The sequence below is a fragment of the Micromonospora sp. A200 genome (genome assembly GCF_029893845.1).
In the GTDB taxonomy this organism is placed as follows: domain Bacteria; phylum Actinomycetota; class Actinomycetes; order Mycobacteriales; family Micromonosporaceae; genus Micromonospora; species Micromonospora purpureochromogenes.
In genome coordinates this window covers 1-19,459 of record NZ_JARXXY010000018.1, presented here as the reverse complement: position 1 = coordinate 19,459, position 19,459 = coordinate 1, and the positions used below count along the sequence as shown (strand labels likewise).

17 protein-coding genes are annotated in these 19,459 nt (G+C 73.2%); 3 read left to right on the top strand and 14 right to left on the bottom strand.

Annotation, left to right across the window (positions count from 1 at the left end; all coding sequences use genetic code 11):
- Nucleotides 1–176: 176 nt before the first annotated feature.
- The 7 genes from M2302_RS18600 to M2302_RS18570 form a co-directional block, all read right to left on the bottom strand.
- Nucleotides 177–1,205 carry a hypothetical protein gene (locus M2302_RS18600; RefSeq protein ID WP_280839131.1) on the bottom strand — a complete coding sequence of 343 codons (1,029 nt, stop codon included), beginning with the start codon at nucleotides 1,203–1,205 and terminating at the stop codon, nucleotides 177–179.
- 91 nt (nucleotides 1,206–1,296) lie between these two features.
- Complete coding sequence (locus M2302_RS18595) at nucleotides 1,297–2,604, bottom strand: ABC transporter ATP-binding protein (protein ID WP_280839130.1); 1,308 nt, start codon at nucleotides 2,602–2,604, stop codon at nucleotides 1,297–1,299.
- A 138-nt stretch (nucleotides 2,605–2,742) separates the two neighbouring features.
- Nucleotides 2,743–4,920 (bottom strand): bifunctional glycosyltransferase family 2 protein/CDP-glycerol:glycerophosphate glycerophosphotransferase, encoded by a 2,178-nt coding sequence (locus tag M2302_RS18590; RefSeq protein WP_280839129.1) that lies wholly within the window; start codon nucleotides 4,918–4,920, stop codon nucleotides 2,743–2,745.
- A gap of 17 nt (nucleotides 4,921–4,937) precedes the next feature.
- Nucleotides 4,938–6,845 carry a DUF5941 domain-containing protein gene (locus tag M2302_RS18585; protein WP_280839244.1) on the bottom strand — a complete coding sequence of 636 codons (1,908 nt, stop codon included), beginning with the start codon at nucleotides 6,843–6,845 and terminating at the stop codon, nucleotides 4,938–4,940.
- Nucleotides 6,846–6,886: 41 nt separating this feature from the next.
- Nucleotides 6,887–7,630, bottom strand: a complete 744-nt coding sequence (locus tag M2302_RS18580; protein WP_280839128.1) for an ABC transporter ATP-binding protein — start codon at nucleotides 7,628–7,630, stop codon at nucleotides 6,887–6,889.
- 1 nt (nucleotide 7,631) lies between these two features.
- Nucleotides 7,632–8,459, bottom strand: a complete 828-nt coding sequence (locus M2302_RS18575) for an ABC transporter permease (protein ID WP_280839127.1) — start codon at nucleotides 8,457–8,459, stop codon at nucleotides 7,632–7,634.
- Between the two features lie 58 nt (nucleotides 8,460–8,517).
- Complete coding sequence (locus tag M2302_RS18570; RefSeq protein WP_280839126.1) at nucleotides 8,518–9,888, bottom strand: L-serine ammonia-lyase; 1,371 nt, start codon at nucleotides 9,886–9,888, stop codon at nucleotides 8,518–8,520.
- Nucleotides 9,889–10,204: 316 nt separating this feature from the next.
- Here M2302_RS18570 and M2302_RS18565 point away from each other — a divergent pair, with 316 nt between their 5' ends.
- A complete protein-coding gene (locus tag M2302_RS18565) occupies nucleotides 10,205–10,408 on the top strand; it encodes a PspC domain-containing protein (protein ID WP_280839125.1) in 204 nt (67 codons plus the stop codon).
- Nucleotides 10,409–10,466: 58 nt separating this feature from the next.
- On the opposite strand, the gene M2302_RS18560 is transcribed toward M2302_RS18565, so the two are convergent.
- The 7 genes from M2302_RS18560 to pdxH form a co-directional block, all read right to left on the bottom strand.
- Complete coding sequence (locus tag M2302_RS18560; RefSeq protein WP_280839124.1) at nucleotides 10,467–11,234, bottom strand: DUF4230 domain-containing protein; 768 nt, start codon at nucleotides 11,232–11,234, stop codon at nucleotides 10,467–10,469.
- A 98-nt stretch (nucleotides 11,235–11,332) separates the two neighbouring features.
- Nucleotides 11,333–12,496 (bottom strand): acyl-CoA dehydrogenase family protein, encoded by a 1,164-nt coding sequence (locus tag M2302_RS18555; RefSeq protein ID WP_280839123.1) that lies wholly within the window; start codon nucleotides 12,494–12,496, stop codon nucleotides 11,333–11,335.
- A 32-nt stretch (nucleotides 12,497–12,528) separates the two neighbouring features.
- A complete protein-coding gene (locus M2302_RS18550) occupies nucleotides 12,529–12,834 on the bottom strand; it encodes a type II toxin-antitoxin system VapB family antitoxin (RefSeq protein ID WP_154940070.1) in 306 nt (101 codons plus the stop codon).
- Between the two features lie 179 nt (nucleotides 12,835–13,013).
- Nucleotides 13,014–13,616 (bottom strand): nitroreductase family protein, encoded by a 603-nt coding sequence (locus M2302_RS18545; RefSeq protein ID WP_280839122.1) that lies wholly within the window; start codon nucleotides 13,614–13,616, stop codon nucleotides 13,014–13,016.
- 11 nt (nucleotides 13,617–13,627) lie between these two features.
- On the bottom strand, nucleotides 13,628–14,554 hold the full coding sequence (locus tag M2302_RS18540; RefSeq protein WP_280839121.1) for an aldose 1-epimerase family protein: 927 nt from the start codon (nucleotides 14,552–14,554) through the stop codon (nucleotides 13,628–13,630).
- Nucleotides 14,555–14,661: 107 nt separating this feature from the next.
- On the bottom strand, nucleotides 14,662–15,957 hold the full coding sequence (locus M2302_RS18535) for an MFS transporter (protein ID WP_280839120.1): 1,296 nt from the start codon (nucleotides 15,955–15,957) through the stop codon (nucleotides 14,662–14,664).
- Nucleotides 15,954–16,583, bottom strand: a complete 630-nt coding sequence (gene pdxH / locus M2302_RS18530; RefSeq protein WP_280839243.1) for a pyridoxamine 5'-phosphate oxidase — start codon at nucleotides 16,581–16,583, stop codon at nucleotides 15,954–15,956. Before pdxH ends, M2302_RS18535 begins: the two co-directional genes overlap by 4 nt.
- A 272-nt stretch (nucleotides 16,584–16,855) precedes the next feature.
- On the opposite strand from pdxH, the gene M2302_RS18525 reads away from it, so the two are divergent.
- Nucleotides 16,856–17,962 (top strand): citrate synthase 2, encoded by a 1,107-nt coding sequence (locus M2302_RS18525; RefSeq protein ID WP_280839119.1) that lies wholly within the window; start codon nucleotides 16,856–16,858, stop codon nucleotides 17,960–17,962.
- 270 nt (nucleotides 17,963–18,232) lie between these two features.
- Nucleotides 18,233–19,363, top strand: a complete 1,131-nt coding sequence (gene serC, locus M2302_RS18520) for a phosphoserine transaminase (RefSeq protein WP_280839118.1) — start codon at nucleotides 18,233–18,235, stop codon at nucleotides 19,361–19,363.
- The last annotated feature ends 96 nt before the right edge of the window (nucleotides 19,364–19,459 follow it).

Below are 19,459 nucleotides of genomic sequence, written 5' to 3'. Positions count from 1 at the left end.
GGTCGAACGGGTCGGGCCCGCGCCTGTCGCCCGCTCACTCGTCACGCCGCGGCACCGCGCGGGTAGCGGTCCCCCGGCAAGCGTCATGCCTGACAGGCATATTTATGTCTGCCAGGCATGACGCTCGTGCGGACATCATCCGGTCCCGCCGAGGGCATCGCCCTCGACGGCGGTGGTCAGAACAGGTTGCCGAGGGTGCGCAGGATCTCCGCGTAGAAGTTGCCCTCGATGCTGCGGAACAGCGCGAAGTCCTCGCCCGGGCTGCCGACGAACGGGCGCAGGGTCCAGGCGAGCTGGGTGCCGACGAAGCCGAAGAGCAGGATCCAGACGTACAGCAGGGTCATGCTGGCCGGCCGCTCCGACTCGCTGCGCCGCACCGGCGGGGTGGCCCACGGCCGGCCCGCACCGGCGTACCCCGGCGGCACCATCCCGGGCGGGAAGGCCGCCATCGGGTGGCCGGCCAGCACGACCGGCTGCGCCGGGACGACGGCGGCCGGCTGCGCGGGGACGACGGCCACGGGCTGCGCCTCGGCGACCGGCGTGGTGGTGCCGTTCGCGCCGGCCGCGCCGTTCGCGCCCGCCCCCACGGCCACCGGCTCCGCGACCGGCTCACCGGTCGCCGGCTGGGCGGGTACGGCGGCCTGCGCGGCCGGGGCGGCCACGGCGGCCTGAGTGGCACCGGCAGCGGCCGCGGCCGACGGGGCGAGCAGGCCGTGCGCGTTGAGCACCTGCATCCCGCCGGTGAGGAAGCGCAGCCCGACCACCGCCGACAGCGTCAGGATCGCCACGTTCAGCAGCTTGAAGAAGCCGTAGTCCGGCGCCGTGATCAGGAAGAAGAGGCTGATCGGGGCGAACGCCACCGCCAGCATCGAGGTGACGGTGATCGCCACCATCACCAGGGCCACCGACTGGCGTACCGACAGCCGGGCCCCGAACACCAGGTTGAACAGGTAGAGCGTGGGCAGGCAGATGGCCAGGGTGATGAGGAAGAGCAGCGGCAGCTTGACCGCCGAGGTCAACGCCATCAGCACGCCGTGGAACGCGCCGAGCACCGCCCCGTAGCAGGCCAGTGCGACGGCGGAGCTGGCCAGCATCCGCCCGGTCAGCGCGTTCAGGTCGTCGTCGGCGACGATCTGCTGCCAGATGCCCTGCCGATCACGCAGGATCCGCTCGATCACGAGCGGGCTCGGACGGTCACCCGACACGGCGGGCCCCTCTCTACATGCGGTGCTCAGTGGACTGGGTGCGCTGACCGTAGGGCATGGGCCCGGTCGCCCGCAGCCCCGCCCGGACGGCTCAGCGCCAGCCGACGTCGATCCGGTCGCCGCGCTCGTCGAAGAAGTGCAGGGCGTCCATCCGTACGGCGACCGACATCGGGTGACCCGCCGAGATCGCCGGGTACGGCGCGAGGCGTACCGCCAGCTCGGCGGGACGGCGGTGGTGGCGCCCCGGGTCGGGGAGCACGCTGGTCCGGTTGCCGCCCCCGGTCGGGGCGGAGATCGGCTCCAGCTCACCGGCCCGGCCGGTGAGCCGCTGCATGACCTGCCCGAACCGGCGCAGCCCGCGCTGCCCGGCCGGTCCGTCGTCGGCCGTGGCGCCCATCTCGTCCACCACGATCGCGGTGGCGCCGATGTCGAGGAAGGCCAGCGACTCGTGCCCGTGGTGCTCCAGGTAGCGGACCCGGCCCTGGAGCACGTCGCCGGTGGTGTCCGGGGCGACCGGGGTCAGCGCCTCGGCCCGCATCCCGACCACGATCCGCTCGCCGTGGTAGTGCGCCACCGCCCGGCTGCGGATGTCGTCCCAGGGCAGGTAGAGCGCCTGCTCGCCGAGGGTGAGGGTCACGTACCGGTCGAGGTGGACGTAGACCGACGCCTCCAGCAGGTTCATCCGGGGGCTGCCCAGGAACGCCGCGACGTACAGGGTGGCCGGGCGGCCGTACACCTGGGTCGGCGTGCCGACGTCCTGCAGGACGCCCTTGCGCATGATGGCGACCCGGTCGGCCATGGTCAGCGCCTCGGCCTGGTCGTGCGTGACGTAGATGGTGGTGACGCCCAGCTCCCGGGTCAGCCCGGAGATCTCCGCGCGCAGCTCGGCGCGCAGGCCGCTGTCCAGGTTGGAGAGTGGCTCGTCCATCAGGAAGAGCCCCGGACGGCGCACTATCGCCCGCCCCATGGCCACCCGCTGCCGCTGGCCACCCGAGAGCTGGCTCGGCTTGCGGCCGAGGACGTCCCCGATGCCGAGCGCACCCGCGACGTCCTGCACCCGCTCGCCACGCGGGGCCGGCTCCACACCCGCCAGTCGCAGCGGGAAGGCGATGTTGTCCCCGACGGTCATGTGCGGATAGAGCGCGAAGTCCTGGAAGACCATGGCGATCCTCCGCTCCCGTGGCGGCAGGTCGTTGGCGAGCTCGCCGTCGAGCATCACGGCGCCGGAACTCGGGTCCTCCAGGCCGGCGACCATTCGCAGCACGGTGGACTTGCCGCAGCCCGACGGACCGAGCAGCACCATGAACTCGCCGTCGTTGACGTCCAGATTGACGCTGTCGACCGCGAGGGTCCCGTCCTGGAACACCTTGGTGACATCCTTGAGCGCGACGGTGGTCACCGTCTCCTCCCCCAGCTCGGCCGAACCCCGCGCTTGACTGTGACGAGCATCATCGGATCAGCACATCGGGTAAACGTGCGATGTTGCGGTCATGACGGTCCTATTACCGGCAGCGGCCCCATCGACGGGACCACAGCGTCAGGCGGGATCGTCGAGGAAGACCCGACGGGCCACCCGCTCCGCGGCGTGCCCGTCGTCCAGGGTGCAGAACCGGCCCCGAAACCGCTGCCGCGCCCGCTGCGCCTCCGCCCCGGTCACCGCGCCGGAGCGGAAGAGGTCCAGCAGCTCGGCGAAGGTGAGCGCGACGGCGCCGGGCGGTTCGGCGGTCACGTCGAAGTAGACGCCCCGGGCCAGCGCGTACGCGTCGCGGTCCGGCGCGTACACGACGATCGGGCGGTCCAGGACGGCGTAGTCGAACATCGCCGACGAGTAGTCGGTGACCAGCACGTCCGCCGCGAGATAGAGGTCCTCCACGCAGCCGTGGTCGCTGACATCGACCGCCCGGCCCCCGGTCCGCCGACGGGCCCGGCCGGCGCGGTCGTGAAAGTAGTGGCTGCGGATCAGCAGCCGCCCCGACGGCCCGAGCACGTCGAGCAGCCGCCCCGGGTCGAAGGGCGGACGGTAGCGGGGCAGGTGTTCGCGGTGCGTCGGCGCGTACAGCACCACCCGCTCGTCCGGCCCGACGCCGAGCCGGTCCCGGATCTCCCGGACCTCCTCGGCGGTGGCGGTGACCAGCCGGTCGTTGCGCGGGTAGCCGACCTCCAACGTGGTGTACGAGGCCGGGTAGGCCCGGTCCCACATCTGGGTGGAGAAGCTGTTCGAGGTGATGCTGTAGTCCCAGCGGTCCACCCGGCGCAGCAGCCCGGCGAAGTCCATCCCGCCCGCCCCCAGCGGGAAGCGCTGCTGGTCCAGGCCCATCACCTTCACCGGCGTGCCGTGGTGGGTCTGCACGTGCACTGAGCCGGGTCGCTTGCGGACGAAGTCGGGGAAGTTGACGTTGTTCACCAGCCACCGGGCCCGGGCCAGCGTCCGGTAGTAGCCGGGGGTGCCGGCGACCACGTACTCGGTGCCGGGCGGCAGCGTGTCCACCCGGTCCCGCCGGACGATCCACACCCCTCGGACCTGCGGGGCCAGCCGACGGGCGGCGGCGTGGATCGCGGCCGGGTTGCAGGCGTACCCGCGGTACCAGTACGCGGCGTAGACGGCCAGCGTCGGGTCGATCGGCCGGCGCAGCTGGGCCCGGTAGTACTCGCGCAGCACCGCGTCCCGGGTCAGCCGCGCGGTACGCCGGGCCACCGGCAGCGCCCGCCGGGCGGTGCCGCGGGCCGTCGCCCGGGCCTGGTTCGCCGTACGCAACGCGCTGAACGTCCGCCACCGTCCCGCCGCGACCAGCCGGTGCTTGAGCCCGTCCAGCCCGTCCGGCGCGGGGTAGCCCTCGGGCGGCCGGAAGCGCCGGTGGTCGGCGGTCATCTGGGCGAAGAACGCCGGGCGCAGCGCGGGGGCGATCCGTTCGCCGTTGCCGAGCACGGTCAGCTGGTGCCAGGCCATCCGCTCGAAGACCGCCGGCCGCAGCTCGGCCACCGCCGGCCCCCAGCGGTCCATCAGCGCGAACACCCGGTGCCACTGCGCGAAGACCTCGAAGTGCCGGTCCCCCCGGGTCCGGGTGATCGCCCCGGCCCGCCGCTGCCGGTAGTTGACGCAGACCCGGTCGAGCACGGCGATCCGCTCGGCGGCCAGCAGCACCGGATAGGTGAAGGAGACGTCCTCGTACCAGCCGGGGGCGAAGCGCAGCCCGAGGTCGACCAGGAACTCCCGGCGGACCACCCGGTTCCAGGCGGTGTGCAGCAGGTGCAGGGTCTCCGGCCGGTCCCGCAGCCGGAAGGTGGCCTCGCCGGGCGGATCCGGGAACACCTCGGCCATGGCGCTGCGGGTGGCGGTGTCGTTCCAGTGCGCGCGGACGTGGTCCACCACGAGGACGTCCGGGCGGGCGGCCCGCAGCCGGTCGGCGACCTCGGGCAGGCAGTCCGGGGCGAGCCAGTCGTCGCCGTCGACGAACCAGACGTACTCGCCGACGGCTCGGTCCAGCCCGGCGTTGCGGGCCGGACCGAGCCCGACGTTGCGGGGCAGCCGGAGCACCCGGACCCGGGGGTCGCGGGCGGCATACTCGTCGAGGATGTCGCCGACGGCGTCCGGCGAGGCGTCGTCGACGCCGATCACCTCGAGGTCGTCGAAGGGCTGCCCGAGGATCGAGTCCAGGCACTCACGCAGGTAGCCCTGCACCCGGTAGGCCGGTACGACGAAGCTGATCAGGGTCATCCCGGCCGCCCCCTTGGTCAGCCCGGCGAACCGCCTCCGACCGGGACGGCCGTCACCCGCGCGGCGCGGGCCGGCAGGACGACCCAGGCCAGGACGACACTCGCCACGAATCCCACGAGAAGGTACGTACCGAGTGTAGCCAGACCGATACTCACAATTCCGGCGATCGCCGCCAGCGCCAGCAGCACCGACCGCCCCTCCCAGCCCAGCGTCCAGCGGTGCAGCGGCGGGGCCGCCTGCCGCTTCTCCAGCCGGGCGGTCAGGTCGTAGTGGTGCAGGGTGAGCACGAGGACGTAGCCGAAGACCAGCCAGGCCGGCGCGCCGCCGACCACCCCGACGGCGATGGCGAACAGGTACTCCCCGGCCCGCAGCGCGGCCGGGACCAACCAGTCCAGCGGCCCGTTGTGCGCCGCGCCGGCCCCCAGCCCGGCGACCAGCAGCACCACAAGCGCCGCCGGCACCCACCAGCGCAGCCCGCCGTCGTCGGTCAGCAGCGCCGCGACCAGCAGCGCCGCCGGACCCAGCGCCGCCAGCACCGCCAGCGTCAGCGGGCCCATCGGGCGAACCACCGGCAGCCGCGCCGCCAGCGGACCGTCGTCGCGGTGCAGCGTGGCGTCGACCGTGTCCAGCACCGGCACCCACATCCAGCGGGCCCGCAACGTGCGCAGCGCCCCGGTGTACGCGAACGCCAGCATCCCCCAGACCAGCACCGCGACCAGGCTGACCAGCGGATTGAACAGCGCCACGGTCAGCGCGATCAGCGCCCACCGCTCGCCGATCGGGAAGACCACCGTCCGCTTCAGCCAGTACGACACCGAGCCGGTGTCGGCCTGCACCCGGGTCGAGGCGGCGTTCAGCCGGTCACCGATGCCCCCGCCACCGCCGCCCACCGACGTCTTCGGCCGGCGGGCCGCTTCGTCGTGCAGTACGCCGTACCAGGTGTCGGTCATGTGCCGCACGGTCTGCAGCGTCATCGCGGCGATGGCGAGGGCCCAGCCGTACCGGAAGCCGGCGTGCGTCGCCCCGTAGCCGAGGCCCGCGTAGACCACGTACTCCTTCGCCCGGTCGGCCATCGTGTCCAGCCAGCCGCCCCAGGCGCTGAAGTGCCGGGTGTAGCGGGCCAGCTGGCCGTCCACGCAGTCGAGCATGAAGCCGAGGTAGAGCAGCACCGCCCCGCTCACCAGCGCGGGCCGGCCGCCGACCGCGAACAGCACCGCCGCGGCGACCGCGAAGAGCACCGACAGCGTGGTCACGGCGGTCGGGCCGAGCCCGATCCGGGCCGCCGCCTTCGTCACGTACGGCGACCAGGTGCTGACGAAGTAGGTGGTGAAGAAGTCGTCCCGTTCCTTGACCGACAGTCGCAGCTCGGCCTTGTCCTCGTCCACCCCCGCCAGCGCCGCCTCGGCGGCGTGCAGCCCGGTGGCGTCGCCGACCCGGTGCGCCACGAGCAGGCGTACCCGGTGGGCGAAGGTCAACGTGCCCAGCGCGGTGAGCGCGGCGAAGAGCCCGTCCACGGCGGGCCCGGTCGCGGGCCGGGCGGCGGCGGCCCGGGCGGCGGCCGCCAGCGCCGGCAGGTCCTCCACGCCGACCCGCAGCGCGCCGCCGAAGACGCCGGTGGCGTCGGCCAGCTCCGGCCCGGCCTCGACCACCTGGCCGCGCTCCTCGCGCACCGCCGTGCGGCCGGAGACCGGCGGGTCGGTGAGCACCAGGGCCACCGTCGGGCCGACCGGGCTGGTCGCCAGGTGCTTCAGTACGGCGGTGTGCGCGACCAGGTCGGCCCCGCTGACGATCACCGGGCCGCTGGCGGCGCCCACCAGGGCGGCCAGCTCGTCCAGGTCGGCGGCGGCGCGCACCTCGTCCGCCCCGGCCCGGCGCCACTGGGCGGCCAGCCGGTCGGCGAGCGGCTCCCCGGCGCCCGTGGGCAGGCCCGCGGCCGGCGCACCGGCGGCGAGCACGATCGCGAGCGTCACCGCGGAACCGCGGCGTGGTACGCGTCGAGCGCCTCGGCGACCGTGCCGTCCACGGTCAGCCGCCCGCCGTCGAGGTAGAGCCCCCGACGGCAGAACCGGGTCAGGTCCTTCTCGTTGTGTGACACCAGCACCAAGGTGCGCCCCTCCGCGAGCAATCGGTCGATCGTCGAATAGCACTTCTTGCGGAACTCCGCGTCGCCCACCGCGGTCACCTCGTCCATCAGCAGGACCGGGTGCGGCAGGTGGGAGATGATGGCGAACCCGAGCCGGACCTTCATCCCGGACGAGTAGTGCCGGACCGAGGTGTCGATGGCCCGCTCCACCTGCTCGCCGGCGAACGAGACGATGTCGTCGAAGTTCCGCTTCAGGTACGCCGACGACAGCCCGTGCAGGCCGCCGACGAGGTAGAGGTTCTCCCGCCCGGTGAGGTCGTTGGAGAAACCGGCGGAGAGTTCCAGCAGTGGGGCGACGTCGCCGCGCACCCGGATCCGCCCCTCGTCGGGGATGAGCACCCCGGCGATCAGCCGCAGCAGGGTGCTCTTGCCGGTGCCGTTGCGCCCGATCACGCCGACCGTCTCGCCGGGCTCGACGGTGAAGGAGACGTCCCGCAGCGGCCAGAACTGCCCGGACGCGGCGCCCCGCCCACCCCGGTGGATGAACAGCTCACGCAGCCGCAGCTGCCGCCGGCGGTTGCGGACGAAGCGGATACCGAGGCCCTCGGCCTCGATGATCGGCGCCACCTCAGAGCTCCTTGAGCACGGCGGGTTCGAGCCGGCGGAACGCCCACCAGCCGGCGACCAGCAGCAGCAGGCTGCCGGCGACCGTGGTGGCCAGTAGCCGGGCGTCGGGGAACTCATCCGGGTACCAGATGGCGTGCTGGAGCTGGAAGATGCCGACCAACGGGTTGAGCTCGTAGACGACCTTGACCCAGCCCGGCATCCCGGACTCCCGGACCAGGCTCAGCGGGTAGATGATCGGCGTGGCGTAGAAGAGCACCCGGATGATCAGCCGCATGAAGCGCTCGACGTCGCGCATCAGCACGTTGACCGCCGAGAGCAGCAGCGACAGCCCGACCAGCAGGGTGGCCTGCACCAGCACGGCCAGCGGCAGGGCGAGCAGCGACCAGCCAGGGTGGATTCTGCCGTGCGCGGCGTAGACGGCGGCGACGGCGAAGAGGATGGGCAGGCCGGCGGCGTACTCGGCGAACCGGCCGGTGACCCGGCCGATCGGGAAGACCTGCCGGGGCACGTTCATCGTGGTGATCAGGCGGGACTGCCCGGTCAGCGCGTTGGTCGCCTCGCTCAGCGCCGAACTGGTCCACATCCAGGCGAAGATGCCGGTGATCAGGAAGAGCGGGTACGACTCGGCGGCCTGCCCGAGGTGCCGCTCGGTGTCGCCGGAGTAGAGCACGCCGAAGACGAAGAAGTAGATCGCCCCCATGCCCAGCGGCTCGATCAGCGACCAGAAGTAGCCGAGCACCGACTGCTGGTACTTCACCGCGAGGTCCCGCTTGACCAGGATCCGCAGCGAGTTGCGGTGCGACCACAACGCCGCGACGCCAGCGGTCACCGTCGCCTCCCGCCTCCCAGGACGGACGACAGGTTAGCAGTCGGTGAACGAACGCCCCTCAGCACTCGATCACGTTGACGGCCAGGCCGCCGCGCGCCGTCTCCTTGTACTTGACCTTCATGTCGGCGCCCGTCTCCCGCATGGTCTTGATGACCTTGTCCAGCGAGACGGCGTGCACCCCGTCCCCACGCAGCGCCAACCGGGCGGCGGTGATCGCCTTGATGCTAGCCACCGCGTTCCGCTCGATGCACGGGATCTGCACCAGCCCACCGACCGGGTCGCAGGTCAGCCCGAGGTTGTGCTCCATGCCGATCTCGGCGGCGTTCTCCACCTGGGCCGGCGTGCCCCCGAGGGCCTCTGCCAGCCCGGCGGCGGCCATCGAGCAGGCCGAGCCGACCTCGCCCTGGCAGCCGACCTCGGCGCCGGAGATCGAGGCGTTCTCCTTGAACAGCACGCCGATCGCGCCGGCGGCCAGCAGGAAGCGGACCACCCCGTCGTCGCTGGCGTCCGGCGTGAACCGGGTGTAGTAGTGCAGAACCGCGGGGATGATGCCGGCCGCGCCGTTGGTGGGGGCGGTCACCACCCGACCGCCGGCGGCGTTCTCCTCGTTGACGGCGAGGGCGAAGAGCGTCACCCAGTCCATCGCGCGCAGCGGGTCGGTGGAGTCGGTCTCCGCCTCGAGGCTCCGGCGCAGCTCGGCGGCGCGGCGGCGGACCTTCAGCCCACCGGGGAGGACGCCGTCGTGCTCGCAGCCGGCCACCACGCACTCCCGCATCACCCGCCAGATCTCCAGCAGGCCGGCCCGCACGTCGGCCTCGCTGCGCCAGGAGCACTCGTTGGCCAGCATCACCTCGCTGATCGACAGCCCGGTCGCGGCGGTCACGTCGAGCAGCTCGGCGCCGGTGTAGAAGGGGTACCGCACCCGGGTCGTGTCGGGCTTGATCCGGTCCGCCCCGGCGGCCGCCTCGTCCACCACGAACCCGCCGCCCACCGAGTAGTAGGTACGGGCCCTGACCTGCGCCCCGGTGGCGTCGTAGGCCGCGAAGGTCATCCCGTTCGGGTGGTACGGCAGCGACCGGCGGCGGTGCAGCACCAGGTCCCGGTCCGGGTCGAAGTCGATCTCCTGCACGCCGAGCAGGTGCAGCCGGCCCTCGGCGCGGATCGCGGCCACCCGGGGGCCGACGGTGTCGGTGTCGACCGTCTCCGGCGCCTCGCCCTCCAGCCCGAGCAGCACGGCCCGGTCGCTGCCGTGGCCGTGCCCGGTGGCGCCGAGCGACCCGAACAGTTCGGCCTGGACCCGGACGACGTCGGCGAGCAGCCCGTCGCCCTTCAACCCGGCGACGAATGTCCGCGCGGCCCGCATCGGGCCCACGGTGTGCGAGCTGGACGGCCCGATGCCGACGCTGAAGAGGTCGAAAACACTGATCATGGCTGCACTTTCCTCGCCGTCGCGCCCGGTGGTGCCGGGTCCGACCCGGGTTCCGCCCGCCGGGGTCTCCGGCGGCCGTCGGCACCGCCCGGGGTGGTGGGCGGCATCCGACCGGCGAGCCTACCCGCCCGCCGCACCTCCCGCCCTTTCGCCGCAGGTGACGACACCTTCCAAGGGTGCGTCGGGCGGGGGCGGCGCGGGTAACCACCTACGGGTGAGGGGCCGCCGGATCCGTCTTCGGACGGAGGGCGCGGTGGCCACCCCTTCCTACCGTTGGTTCCAGAGCGGCGGATCGCCGCAGAGTGGGAGTACGACGATGAGTCGCAAACTGGTCCGGCCCCGCGAGGGGCGCATGCTCGCCGGCGTCTGCGCCGGCCTGGCCCGCCGGTTCAACACCTCGGCGTTCATGATCCGGCTGCTGTTCCTGCTGTCGCTGCTGCTGCCCGGCACCCAGGTGATCGTCTACCTGGTGCTCTGGGTGCTGATGCCCAACGAGGACCGCGCCGCCGCCCGCTACTGACCTCCCCGCACGGCAGCGCCCGCCCCGGCTTCTCGGGGCGGGCGCTGCCGGTTGTGGGTCAGGGGGCGGTGTAGGTGACGGTGACCTTCTCGTAGCCGAGCGAGCGGAGCAGGCCCTCCAGCATCTTGCGGGTGTTCTCCTCGGCGCGCTGGGTCAGCCCGCTGTCGCGCGCCGCCGCGGTGATCCGTTCCTCGGCGAGCTGGTAGACCTGCTGCTGCCGGTTGGGGTCGCCGTTGACCAGCTCGCCGAGCCGGTTGAGCAGGCCGCGCTCCTCGGCGAAGACGTAGCTCTTCTGCAGGTCGAGGTTGGTCTTGCCGAGCTGCGGCGCCGGCAGCTTGATCTCGACGGACTTGCCGTCGGCGGACTCGACCACCGCGCCCTCGGAAATCTTGGTGAAGTCGACGTACGCCTCCACGCTGCCGGCCCCGACGAAGAGGGTCCGCTGCTTGAGCAGGAACTCGGGCACGTTGTTGCGGTCGTTCTGCAGGTCGACCACGACCTGGAAGTTGCCCTCGGCGGCGACGTAGCGGCTGAGGTCCTGGATCGACTTGAGCAGCGGCGGCTGGCTGCGGTCGGTCTGCTCCTTGGCGAAGGGGTTGCGGAAGTCGGGGAAGATCCCGGCCGCCTGGGCGCCGAGCAGCACCACCACCGCCAGCGCCGCCGCGCCCAGCACCATGAGCAGGCCCCGGGGCGCGGGCCCGCCGGAGGAGGCCGACCCGCCCGGCCGTGGCGGGGAGGTGTCGTCCGACCGGGCCGGAAGGGTGTCGGCGGTCGGGTAGCCGGGGAACTCCCTGGTGGGCTCGTTGATGTCACCGTCGCGGGCCATGGCCCTCACCGTCCTCGTCAGACACGTCGTCTAGCGATGACGGTACGTCCCGGATACGACACCCGCGCGTCGAGCGACCCGATCGGGTGAAGCGGCGCTCAGGCGAAGGCGGAGACCCCGGTCAACTTCTGCCCGATGACCAGCTGGTGGATCTCCGAGGTGCCCTCGTAGGTCAGCACGCTCTCCAGGTTGTTGGCGTGCCGCATCACCGGGTACTCGCCCGAGACGCCGTTCGCGCCGAGGATCGTCCGGCACTGGCGGGCGATCGCCAGCGCCTCCCGCACGTTGTTCAGCTTGCCCACGCTGACCTGCTCCGGGCGCAGCTTCCCGGCGTCGGCGAGCCGCCCCAGGTGCAGCGCCAGCAGGTAGCCCTTGTTCCACTCGACGGCCATGTCGGCGAGCTTGGCCTGGGTGAGCTGGAAGCCGGCCAGCGGCCGGCCGAACTGGGTCCGGGTGGTCGCGTAGTCCAGCGCCGTCGACAGGCAGTCGCGGGCCGCGCCGAGCGCGCCCCAGACGATGCCGTGCCGGGCCTCGGTCAGGCAGCTCAGCGGGGCCTTCAGCCCGATCGCCCCAGGCAGCTGGGCGTCCGCCGGCAGCCGGACGTCGTCGAGGGCAATCTCGCCGGTCAGCGATGCGCGCAGCGACATCTTCTGCCGGATCTCGCGCGCCGTCACCCTCGGCGTGTCCATGGGTACGGCGAAACCGCGTACCCCCTCGTCGGTGCGGGCCCAGATCACGCCGACCTCGGCGATCGGCGCGTTGGTGATCCACATCTTGGCGCCGTTGAGCACCCAGTCGTCGCCGTCCCGGCGTGCCCGGGTGGCCATCGAGGCCGGGTCGGAGCCGTGGTCGGGCTCGGTCAGGCCGAAGCAGCCGATCGCCTCGCCGGCCGCCATCGCCGGCAGCCAGCGCTGCTTCTGCTCCTCGCTGCCGTAGCGCCAGATGGCGTACATGGCGAGCGAGCCCTGCACCGAGACCAGCGAGCGGATGCCGGAGTCACCGGCCTCCAGCTCCAGGCAGGCCAGCCCGTACGCGACCGCCGAGGCGCCGGCGCAGCCGTACCCGGTCAGGTGCATGCCGAGCAGGCCGAGCTTGCCGAACTCCCGGGCCAGCTCGCGGGCCGGCACGTGGCCCTGCTCGTACCAGTCGGCGACGTGCGGGCGTACCCGGTCGTCGACGAGCTGGCGCACGACGGCGCGGATCTGCCGCTCCTCCTCGCTCAGCGAGGCATCGACGTCGAGCAGGTCCAGGGGTGCGGTCATGGGGGCCACCTTAACGAGTCGTCAGGAGGGAGTCATCCCTCCTGGCCGCCGAGCACCAGCACCCGGGCGTGGATCTGGTTGCGCTGCTGCAACGCCGCGCGCAGCGCGCGGTGCAGCCCGTCCTCCAGGTAGAGCCCGCCGTTCCACTGCACGACGTGCGGGAAGAGGTCGCCGTAGAAGGTCGAGTCCTCGGCGAGGAGTTTGTCCAGCGCCAGCTCCCGCTTGGTGGTGATGAGCTGGTCCAGCCGCAGCGGGCGCGGCGGGATCTCCGCCCACTGCTTGAGCGTGAAGTTGTGCTCCGGGTACGGACGCCCGTCCCGGACCGCTCTGAAGATCACGGCACGCTCCCCTCCCCGTGGTCGGGCCGACCGACGGCGCGGAGCCGGGTCACGCCGTGGCGCCGCGCGGTGCGGCACCGATGACCGTGCCAGCCTAACCGCCTCCGCCACACTGCGTTTTACTCCCTCATGTCGGTTTCGCTACCGCCGATACCCGCTCGGGACCGCATGAACCACGCTCAACTCCACCGGCCGCGCCGGACCACCTCGCCGACCGGGCGACGCCCCCGACGCAGTGACGGTGACCGGTGGTCGGGCGCTCGGTAACCCACGGTCACCGCGCCGATCGGCTGGTACTCCTCGGGCACCCCGAACGCCTCCCGGTAGGCGTCCAGCCGCTGCGGCGGGATGCCGAAGAAGCAGGCCCCCAGCCCCTCGTCGACGGCGGTGAGCAGCATGAGCAGCGCGGCGAAGCCGGTGTCGACGTACCAGTAGGGCACCGGCCAGCGGTCCGCCGCCCGGTCCGCCCAACCCTTGTCCGGCTCGGCGTAGCGCTCCAGGTAGGCGGAGCGGTTGGCGTGCGGCACCACGATCAGCGGGGCCCGCCGCATCCCGGCCAGCCAGCGCTCCCGGCCGCCGCCGGCCGGGGTGGCCGCCGTCCAGAACAATTCCCGGTCCTCCGGGGTCTCCAGCACCAGGAAGCCCCAGCCCTGCGCGAACCCGGCCGACGGCGCCCGCACCGCGTGGTCGAGCAGCCGGTCCACCACGTCCGGCGGGACGGGACGGTCCGGGTCGTAGTTGCGCACCATCCGCCGTCGCCGGACGACCTCGCCGAACTCCATGCCCCCGCCGCTCAGACGCCGGGCCGCAGGCCCCAGGCGCCCTGCCAGGTGCCGCCGGGCTTCAGCGTGATCAGGTCCTTGCCGGAGCGGAACGCGTCCGCCGGGCAGGTCATCGGCTCCACCGCCACCGACCGCCGGTGCCGCTCCCCGGTCAGCGTGTCCCCGGTGAAGACCTGCCACCAACCGAACTCCCGGTCCGCCCAGATGTGCACCGCGGCGGAGCCGTCCGGGGCGGCCAGGGTCACCGCCGTGCCCCCGTCGGCGTCCCGCACCAGGTCACCGAAGGCCAGGTCGAGCACCGCGTCGCCGATCGGGCGGGGCTCGGTGAAGTCGTACTCGGTGCCGGCCACCGGGGTGGCGGCGACGGGGAGCAGGCGGCCGTCCAGCAGCACCCGGATCCGCCCCGGTACGCGCAGCGCCACCTCGTCCACCGGCAGGCCGGGCAGCCGCAGGTAGGGGTGCATCGAGTAGCCGTACGGGGCGTCCTCCGCGCCGAGGTTCGTCACCTCGTGCTCGACCCGCAGGCCGTCCGCGCCGACGCTCCACCGGTTCCGCAGCCGCAGCGCCCACGGGTAGCCCGGGGTCGGCGGCAGGTCGTACCCGACGGTGACCGCGTCGGCGGACTGCTCGACCAGGTGCCACGACACCCAGTTGACCAGGCCGTGGATCGCGTTGCGCCGGGCCGGCTCGCTCAGGTCGAGCTGCAACGAGCGCTCCCCGAAGGTGTACTGCCCGTCGCGGATCCGGTTCGGCCAGGGCGCCAGCACCTGCCCGGCCGAGCCGGGGCAGATCTCGTCGGCGGCGTACCCGTCGACGTAGTCCACGCCGTCGTGCCGGTACGACCGCAGCCCACCGCCGACCTCGACGATGACCGCCTCGTGGCCGTCGGCGGCAATGGTCCACTGTGTCCCGGACGGGCGGGTTCCGGCCTTCTCCATGTCTGGCGACCTTAGTCGCCCGCCCCCGCCCCCGTCGGACCAGCCGAGCCGCTTTCCGCCCAGCGGTCGCCCGGTCCGCCGCGACCCGCCCGCCGGCGAAGGACGGTTCAGTCCCGGTCGGCGGCCGGGGTGGCCCGGTAACGCAGCAGCGCCGGGAAGACCACCACCAGCGCGACGGCGAGCACCGCGGAGACCAGGCCCCCGCCCACCCAGGCCACGCCGGTGCCGAACCCGGCCGCCACCGCGCCGGCGCGCAGGTCGCCCAGGCGCGGCCCGCCGGCGATGACCACCGTGTTGACGCCCTGGAGCCGCCCGCGCATCCGGTCCGGCGCGTAGACCAGCAGCATCGACTGCCGCAGCACCGCGCTGACCAGGTCGGACGCCCCGGCGACGGCGAGCAGCAGCACCACCAGCCAGAGCTGGCGGGCCAGCCCGGCCGCGGCCACCGCGAGGCCCCAGCCGACCACCGCCACCACCAGCACCAGGCCCTGCCGGCGGAGCCGACCGATCCAGCCGGAGGTCAGCCCACCGAGCATCGCGCCGAGCGAGATCGCGCCGTACAGCCAGCCGACCGCCGCGGCGCCGCCGAACCGCTCCTGGGCCACCTCGGGGAAGAGCGCCCGGGGCATGGCCAGGATCATCGCGATCAGGTCGATGGCGAACGAGAGCATCAGCACCGGCGTGGTGGCCAGGTAGCGGAGCCCGTCGATGATGCTGGCCAGGCCGGCCTTGCGCGGGCTGCCGTCGCCGTCCGGGTCCGGCTCGGGCGGCAGCGCCGGCATCCGTACGGTCGCCCAGACGGCGGCGGTGAACAGGACCGTGTCCAGGCCGTACGCGATCGGCAGCGCGACGTCCGTCCGCCAGCTCGCGAAGATCAGCCCGGCCAGCAGCGGCCCGGCCACCGACGCGGCGGTGTACGTGGTGAAGTTCAGCGTGCTGGCGGCGGGCACCAGCTCGGCCGGGACGAGCCGGGGAAGGCTCGCCGTGCGGGCCGCCCCGCTGACGGCGAAGCCGACCGACTGGAGCGCCACCAGGGCCAGCAGCAGCACCGGACTGCCCACCCGGAGCACCGCCTGGACCAGCAGCGCCAGCATCGACGCCCAGAGCAGCGCCTGACTGGCCAGCAGCACGCCCCGCCGGTCCCGGGCGTCGGCGACCGCCCCGCCCCAGAGCCCGAAGACCAGCAGCGGCAGGAATGCGGCGATCCCGAGCAGGCCGACCCAGAACGAGTCCCGGGTCAGCGCGTACATCTCCACCGGCACGGCCACCGCCGTGAACTGGAAGCCGAGCATGGCGATGCCGCCGCCCAGCCAGATCCGCCGGAACTCGGGCACCGCCAGCGGACGCAGGTCGATCGCCCAGCGGCGCGCCCCGCGCGGCCGGGTCTCCTTCGTCGCGGTCACGGGGCCAACCGCTCCACGACCCAGTCGCCGCCGTCGGCACGGCGGAACCGCAGCCGGTCGTGCAGCCGGCTCACCCGCCCCTGCCAGAACTCCACCGACTCGGGCCGGACCCGGAAGCCGCCCCAGTGCGGCGGCGCGGGGATCTGCGCCACGTCGGCGAAGCGCGCCACCACCGCCTCGTACGCCTCGTCCAGCGCCGCCCGGTCTCCGATCACCCGGGACTGGGCGCTGGCCCAGGCCCCGAGCTGTGACCCGCGCGGCCGGCTGGCGAAGTACGCCTCGGTCTCCGCCCGGTCGACCCGCTGCACCGGACCGGCGACGACCACCTGCCGCTGCATCGGGAACCAGGGGAAGACCAGGCTCGCGTGCGGGTTGGCGGTCGCCTCGCCGCCCTTGCGGGAGGTGTAGTTGGTGTAGAAGACGAAGCCCTCCGGGTCGTAGCCCTTGAGCAGGACGGTGCGGCCGCTGGGGCGGCCGGCGGCGTCGGCGGTGCCGACGATCATCGCGTTCGGCTCGGGCAGCCCGGCGGCGACCGCGTCGGCGAACCAGCGGTCGAACTGGGTGTACCAGTCCGCGGCCAGATCGGCCTCCGAAAGGCCCAGGTCGGCGGCGTACTCGTTACGCATTGCCGCCGGCGGCGGTGTGTCGCCCGTCACGTTCCTTCTCCCCCTCGCGGCGGCGCCCGCGTCCCCCGACGCTGGCCAGCCCCCACGGAAGAGTGTCACCGAGGACGTGACGGCCTCCACCGGCGGGGATGTCACGTGCGGCACAGTGGCAGTGGGTCGCGCATTTGGTTACCGAGCAGGCAAGATGTCACGAAACCATCCCTGAGGGTCGCCTAAGGTCTGGGCCGGACTGAGCCCGCGAGGGCGCACCGAGCCGGAAGCCAGGAGACGACATGTCTGACTTCAAACCGGGCCTGGAGGGCGTCGTAGCCTTCGAGACCGAGATCGCCGAACCGGACCGCGAGGGTGGCGCGCTGCGCTACCGCGGTGTCGACATCGAGGATCTGATCGGTCAGGTCTCCTTCGGCAACGTCTGGGCGCTGCTGGTCGACGGGCGGTTCGGCCCGGGCCTGCCGCCGGCGGAGCCGTTCCCGGTGCCGGTGCACTCCGGCGACATCCGCGTCGACGTGCAGTCCGCGGTCGCCATGCTGGCCCCGTACTGGGGGCTCGACCAGCTGCTGGACATTTCCGACGAGCAGGCCCGCGAGGACCTGGCCCGGGTCTCGGTCACCGCGCTGTCCTTCGTCGCCCAGTCGGCTCGCGGCCTCGGCCTGCCCGCCGTGCCGCAGAAGGAGATCGACAAGGCCGAGACGATCGTCGAGCGCTTCATGAAGCGCTGGCGCGGCGAGCCGGACCCGCGGCACGTCAAGGCCGTCGACGCGTACTTCATCTCGGCCGCCGAGCACGGCCTGAACGCCTCCACCTTCACCACCCGGATCGTCGCGTCCACCGGCGCCGACGCCGCGGCCTGCATCTCCTCCGGCATCGGCGCGCTCTCCGGCCCGCTGCACGGCGGCGCCCCGAGCCGGGTGCTGAGCATGCTGGAGGCCGTCGAGCGCAGCGGCGACGCCGAGGGGTACGTCAAGGGCGTCCTCGACCGCGGCGAGCGGCTGATGGGCTTCGGCCACCGGGTCTACCGGGCCGAGGACCCGCGCGCCCGCGTGCTGCGCCGGACCGCCAAGGAGCTGGGCGCGCCGCGCTTCGAGATCGCCGAGGCGCTGGAGAAGGCCGCGCTGGCCGAGCTCCAGGCCCGCCGCCCGGACCGGGTGCTCGCCACCAACGTCGAGTTCTGGTCGGCCGTGGTGCTGGACTTCGCCGAGGTGCCCGCGCACATGTTCACCTCGATGTTCACCTGCGCCCGGATGGGCGGCTGGAGCGCGCACATCCTGGAGCAGAAGAAGCTCCAGCGGCTGGTCCGGCCGTCCGCCCGCTACGTCGGGCCGGGCAGCCGCAAGCCCAGCGAGGTCGAGGGCTGGGACGCCATCCCGCACGGCGTCTGATCCGCGTACCCGTCGAAGGGGCCCCGTCCGCGCGGACGGGGCCCCTTCGCGTGCCCCGGCTCCCGCGGCGGCTGGTTGTGGCGCATCCCTCAGCGCGCGGGACGGGACCAGCCGCCGGACCGCCCGGACGAAGTGCGAGGATGAAGGCTCGGCAGTGCCGCCGGACCGGGCTGGAGATCCCGGCCGCCCGTGCGCCCGCGCACGCGTCCGCCGCAGGTCCCCGCCCGGTGAAGGGCCCGTCCTCGCCCATGCGGAAGGATCTCGACAACCGTGGCTGACGCACCGACCATCCGGATTCCCGACGACATCAAGCCCGCCGACGGGCGGTTCGGCTGCGGGCCGTCCAAGGTCCGTCCGGCGGCCGTCTCTGCACTTGCGGACGTGGCCACCAGCTACCTGGGCACCTCGCACCGGCAGAAGACCGTCCGCGACGAGGTGGCCCGGCTGCGCCGGGGGATCGCCGAGTTCTTCTCCCTTCCCGAGGGCTACGAGGTGATCATCGGCAACGGTGGCACCACCGCCTTCTGGGAGGTCGCCACCTTCGGCCTGGTCCGCGACCGCGCCCAGTTCGCCAGCTTCGGCGAGTTCGGCGCGAAGTTCGCCAAATCGGTCGCCGACGCGCCGTTCCTCGGCGAGCCGACGGTCCGCAAGTCCGCGGCGGGCACCGCGCCGACGCTGGTCGCCGAGGCCGGCGTGGACGTCTACGCCACCCCGCACAACGAGACGTCCACCGGCGTCGCGGTGCCGATCAGCCGGGTGCCCGGCGCCGACCCCGGCTCGCTGCTGCTGGTGGACGCCACCTCGGGCGCGGGCGGCCTGGAGGTCAACGTCGGCGAGACCGACGTCTACTACTTCGCGCCGCAGAAGTGCTTCGGCTCCGACGGTGGCCTCTGGCTGGCCCTGATGTCGCCGGCCGCGCTGGAGCGGGCCACCGAGATCAAGGGATCCGGCCGCTACATCCCGGCCTTCCTCGACCTGGTCACCGCGATCGACAACTCGCGGCTGGAGCAGACGTACAACACGCCGGCGCTGGCCACCATCTTCCTGGCCGCCGAGCAGACCGACTGGATGAACTCGCAGGGCGGGCTGGCCTGGGCGGCCAAGCGCACCGCCGAGAGCGCGGGCATCGTGTACGGCTGGGCCGAGCGCTCCGACGTGGCCACGCCGTACGTCGCCGACCCGGCGCTGCGGTCCAACGTGGTCGCCACGATCGACTTCGCCGACGGGGTGGACGCCTCGGCGATCGCCAAGGTGCTGCGCACCAACGGCATCGTGGACACCGAGCCGTACCGGAAGCTGGGCCGCAACCAGCTCCGGGTCGCGCTCTTCCCGGCGGTCGAGCCGGCCGACGTGGAGGCGCTGACGGCCTCCATCGACTACGTGGTGGACCGGCTCCAGTAGACAGTCACGGTGGGGGGGGGGGGGGGGCCCCCCCCCCCCCCCCCCGGGAAATAGAAGGCAGCCGATAGGGTCCCGCGGGGGGAGCCACCCCCACCC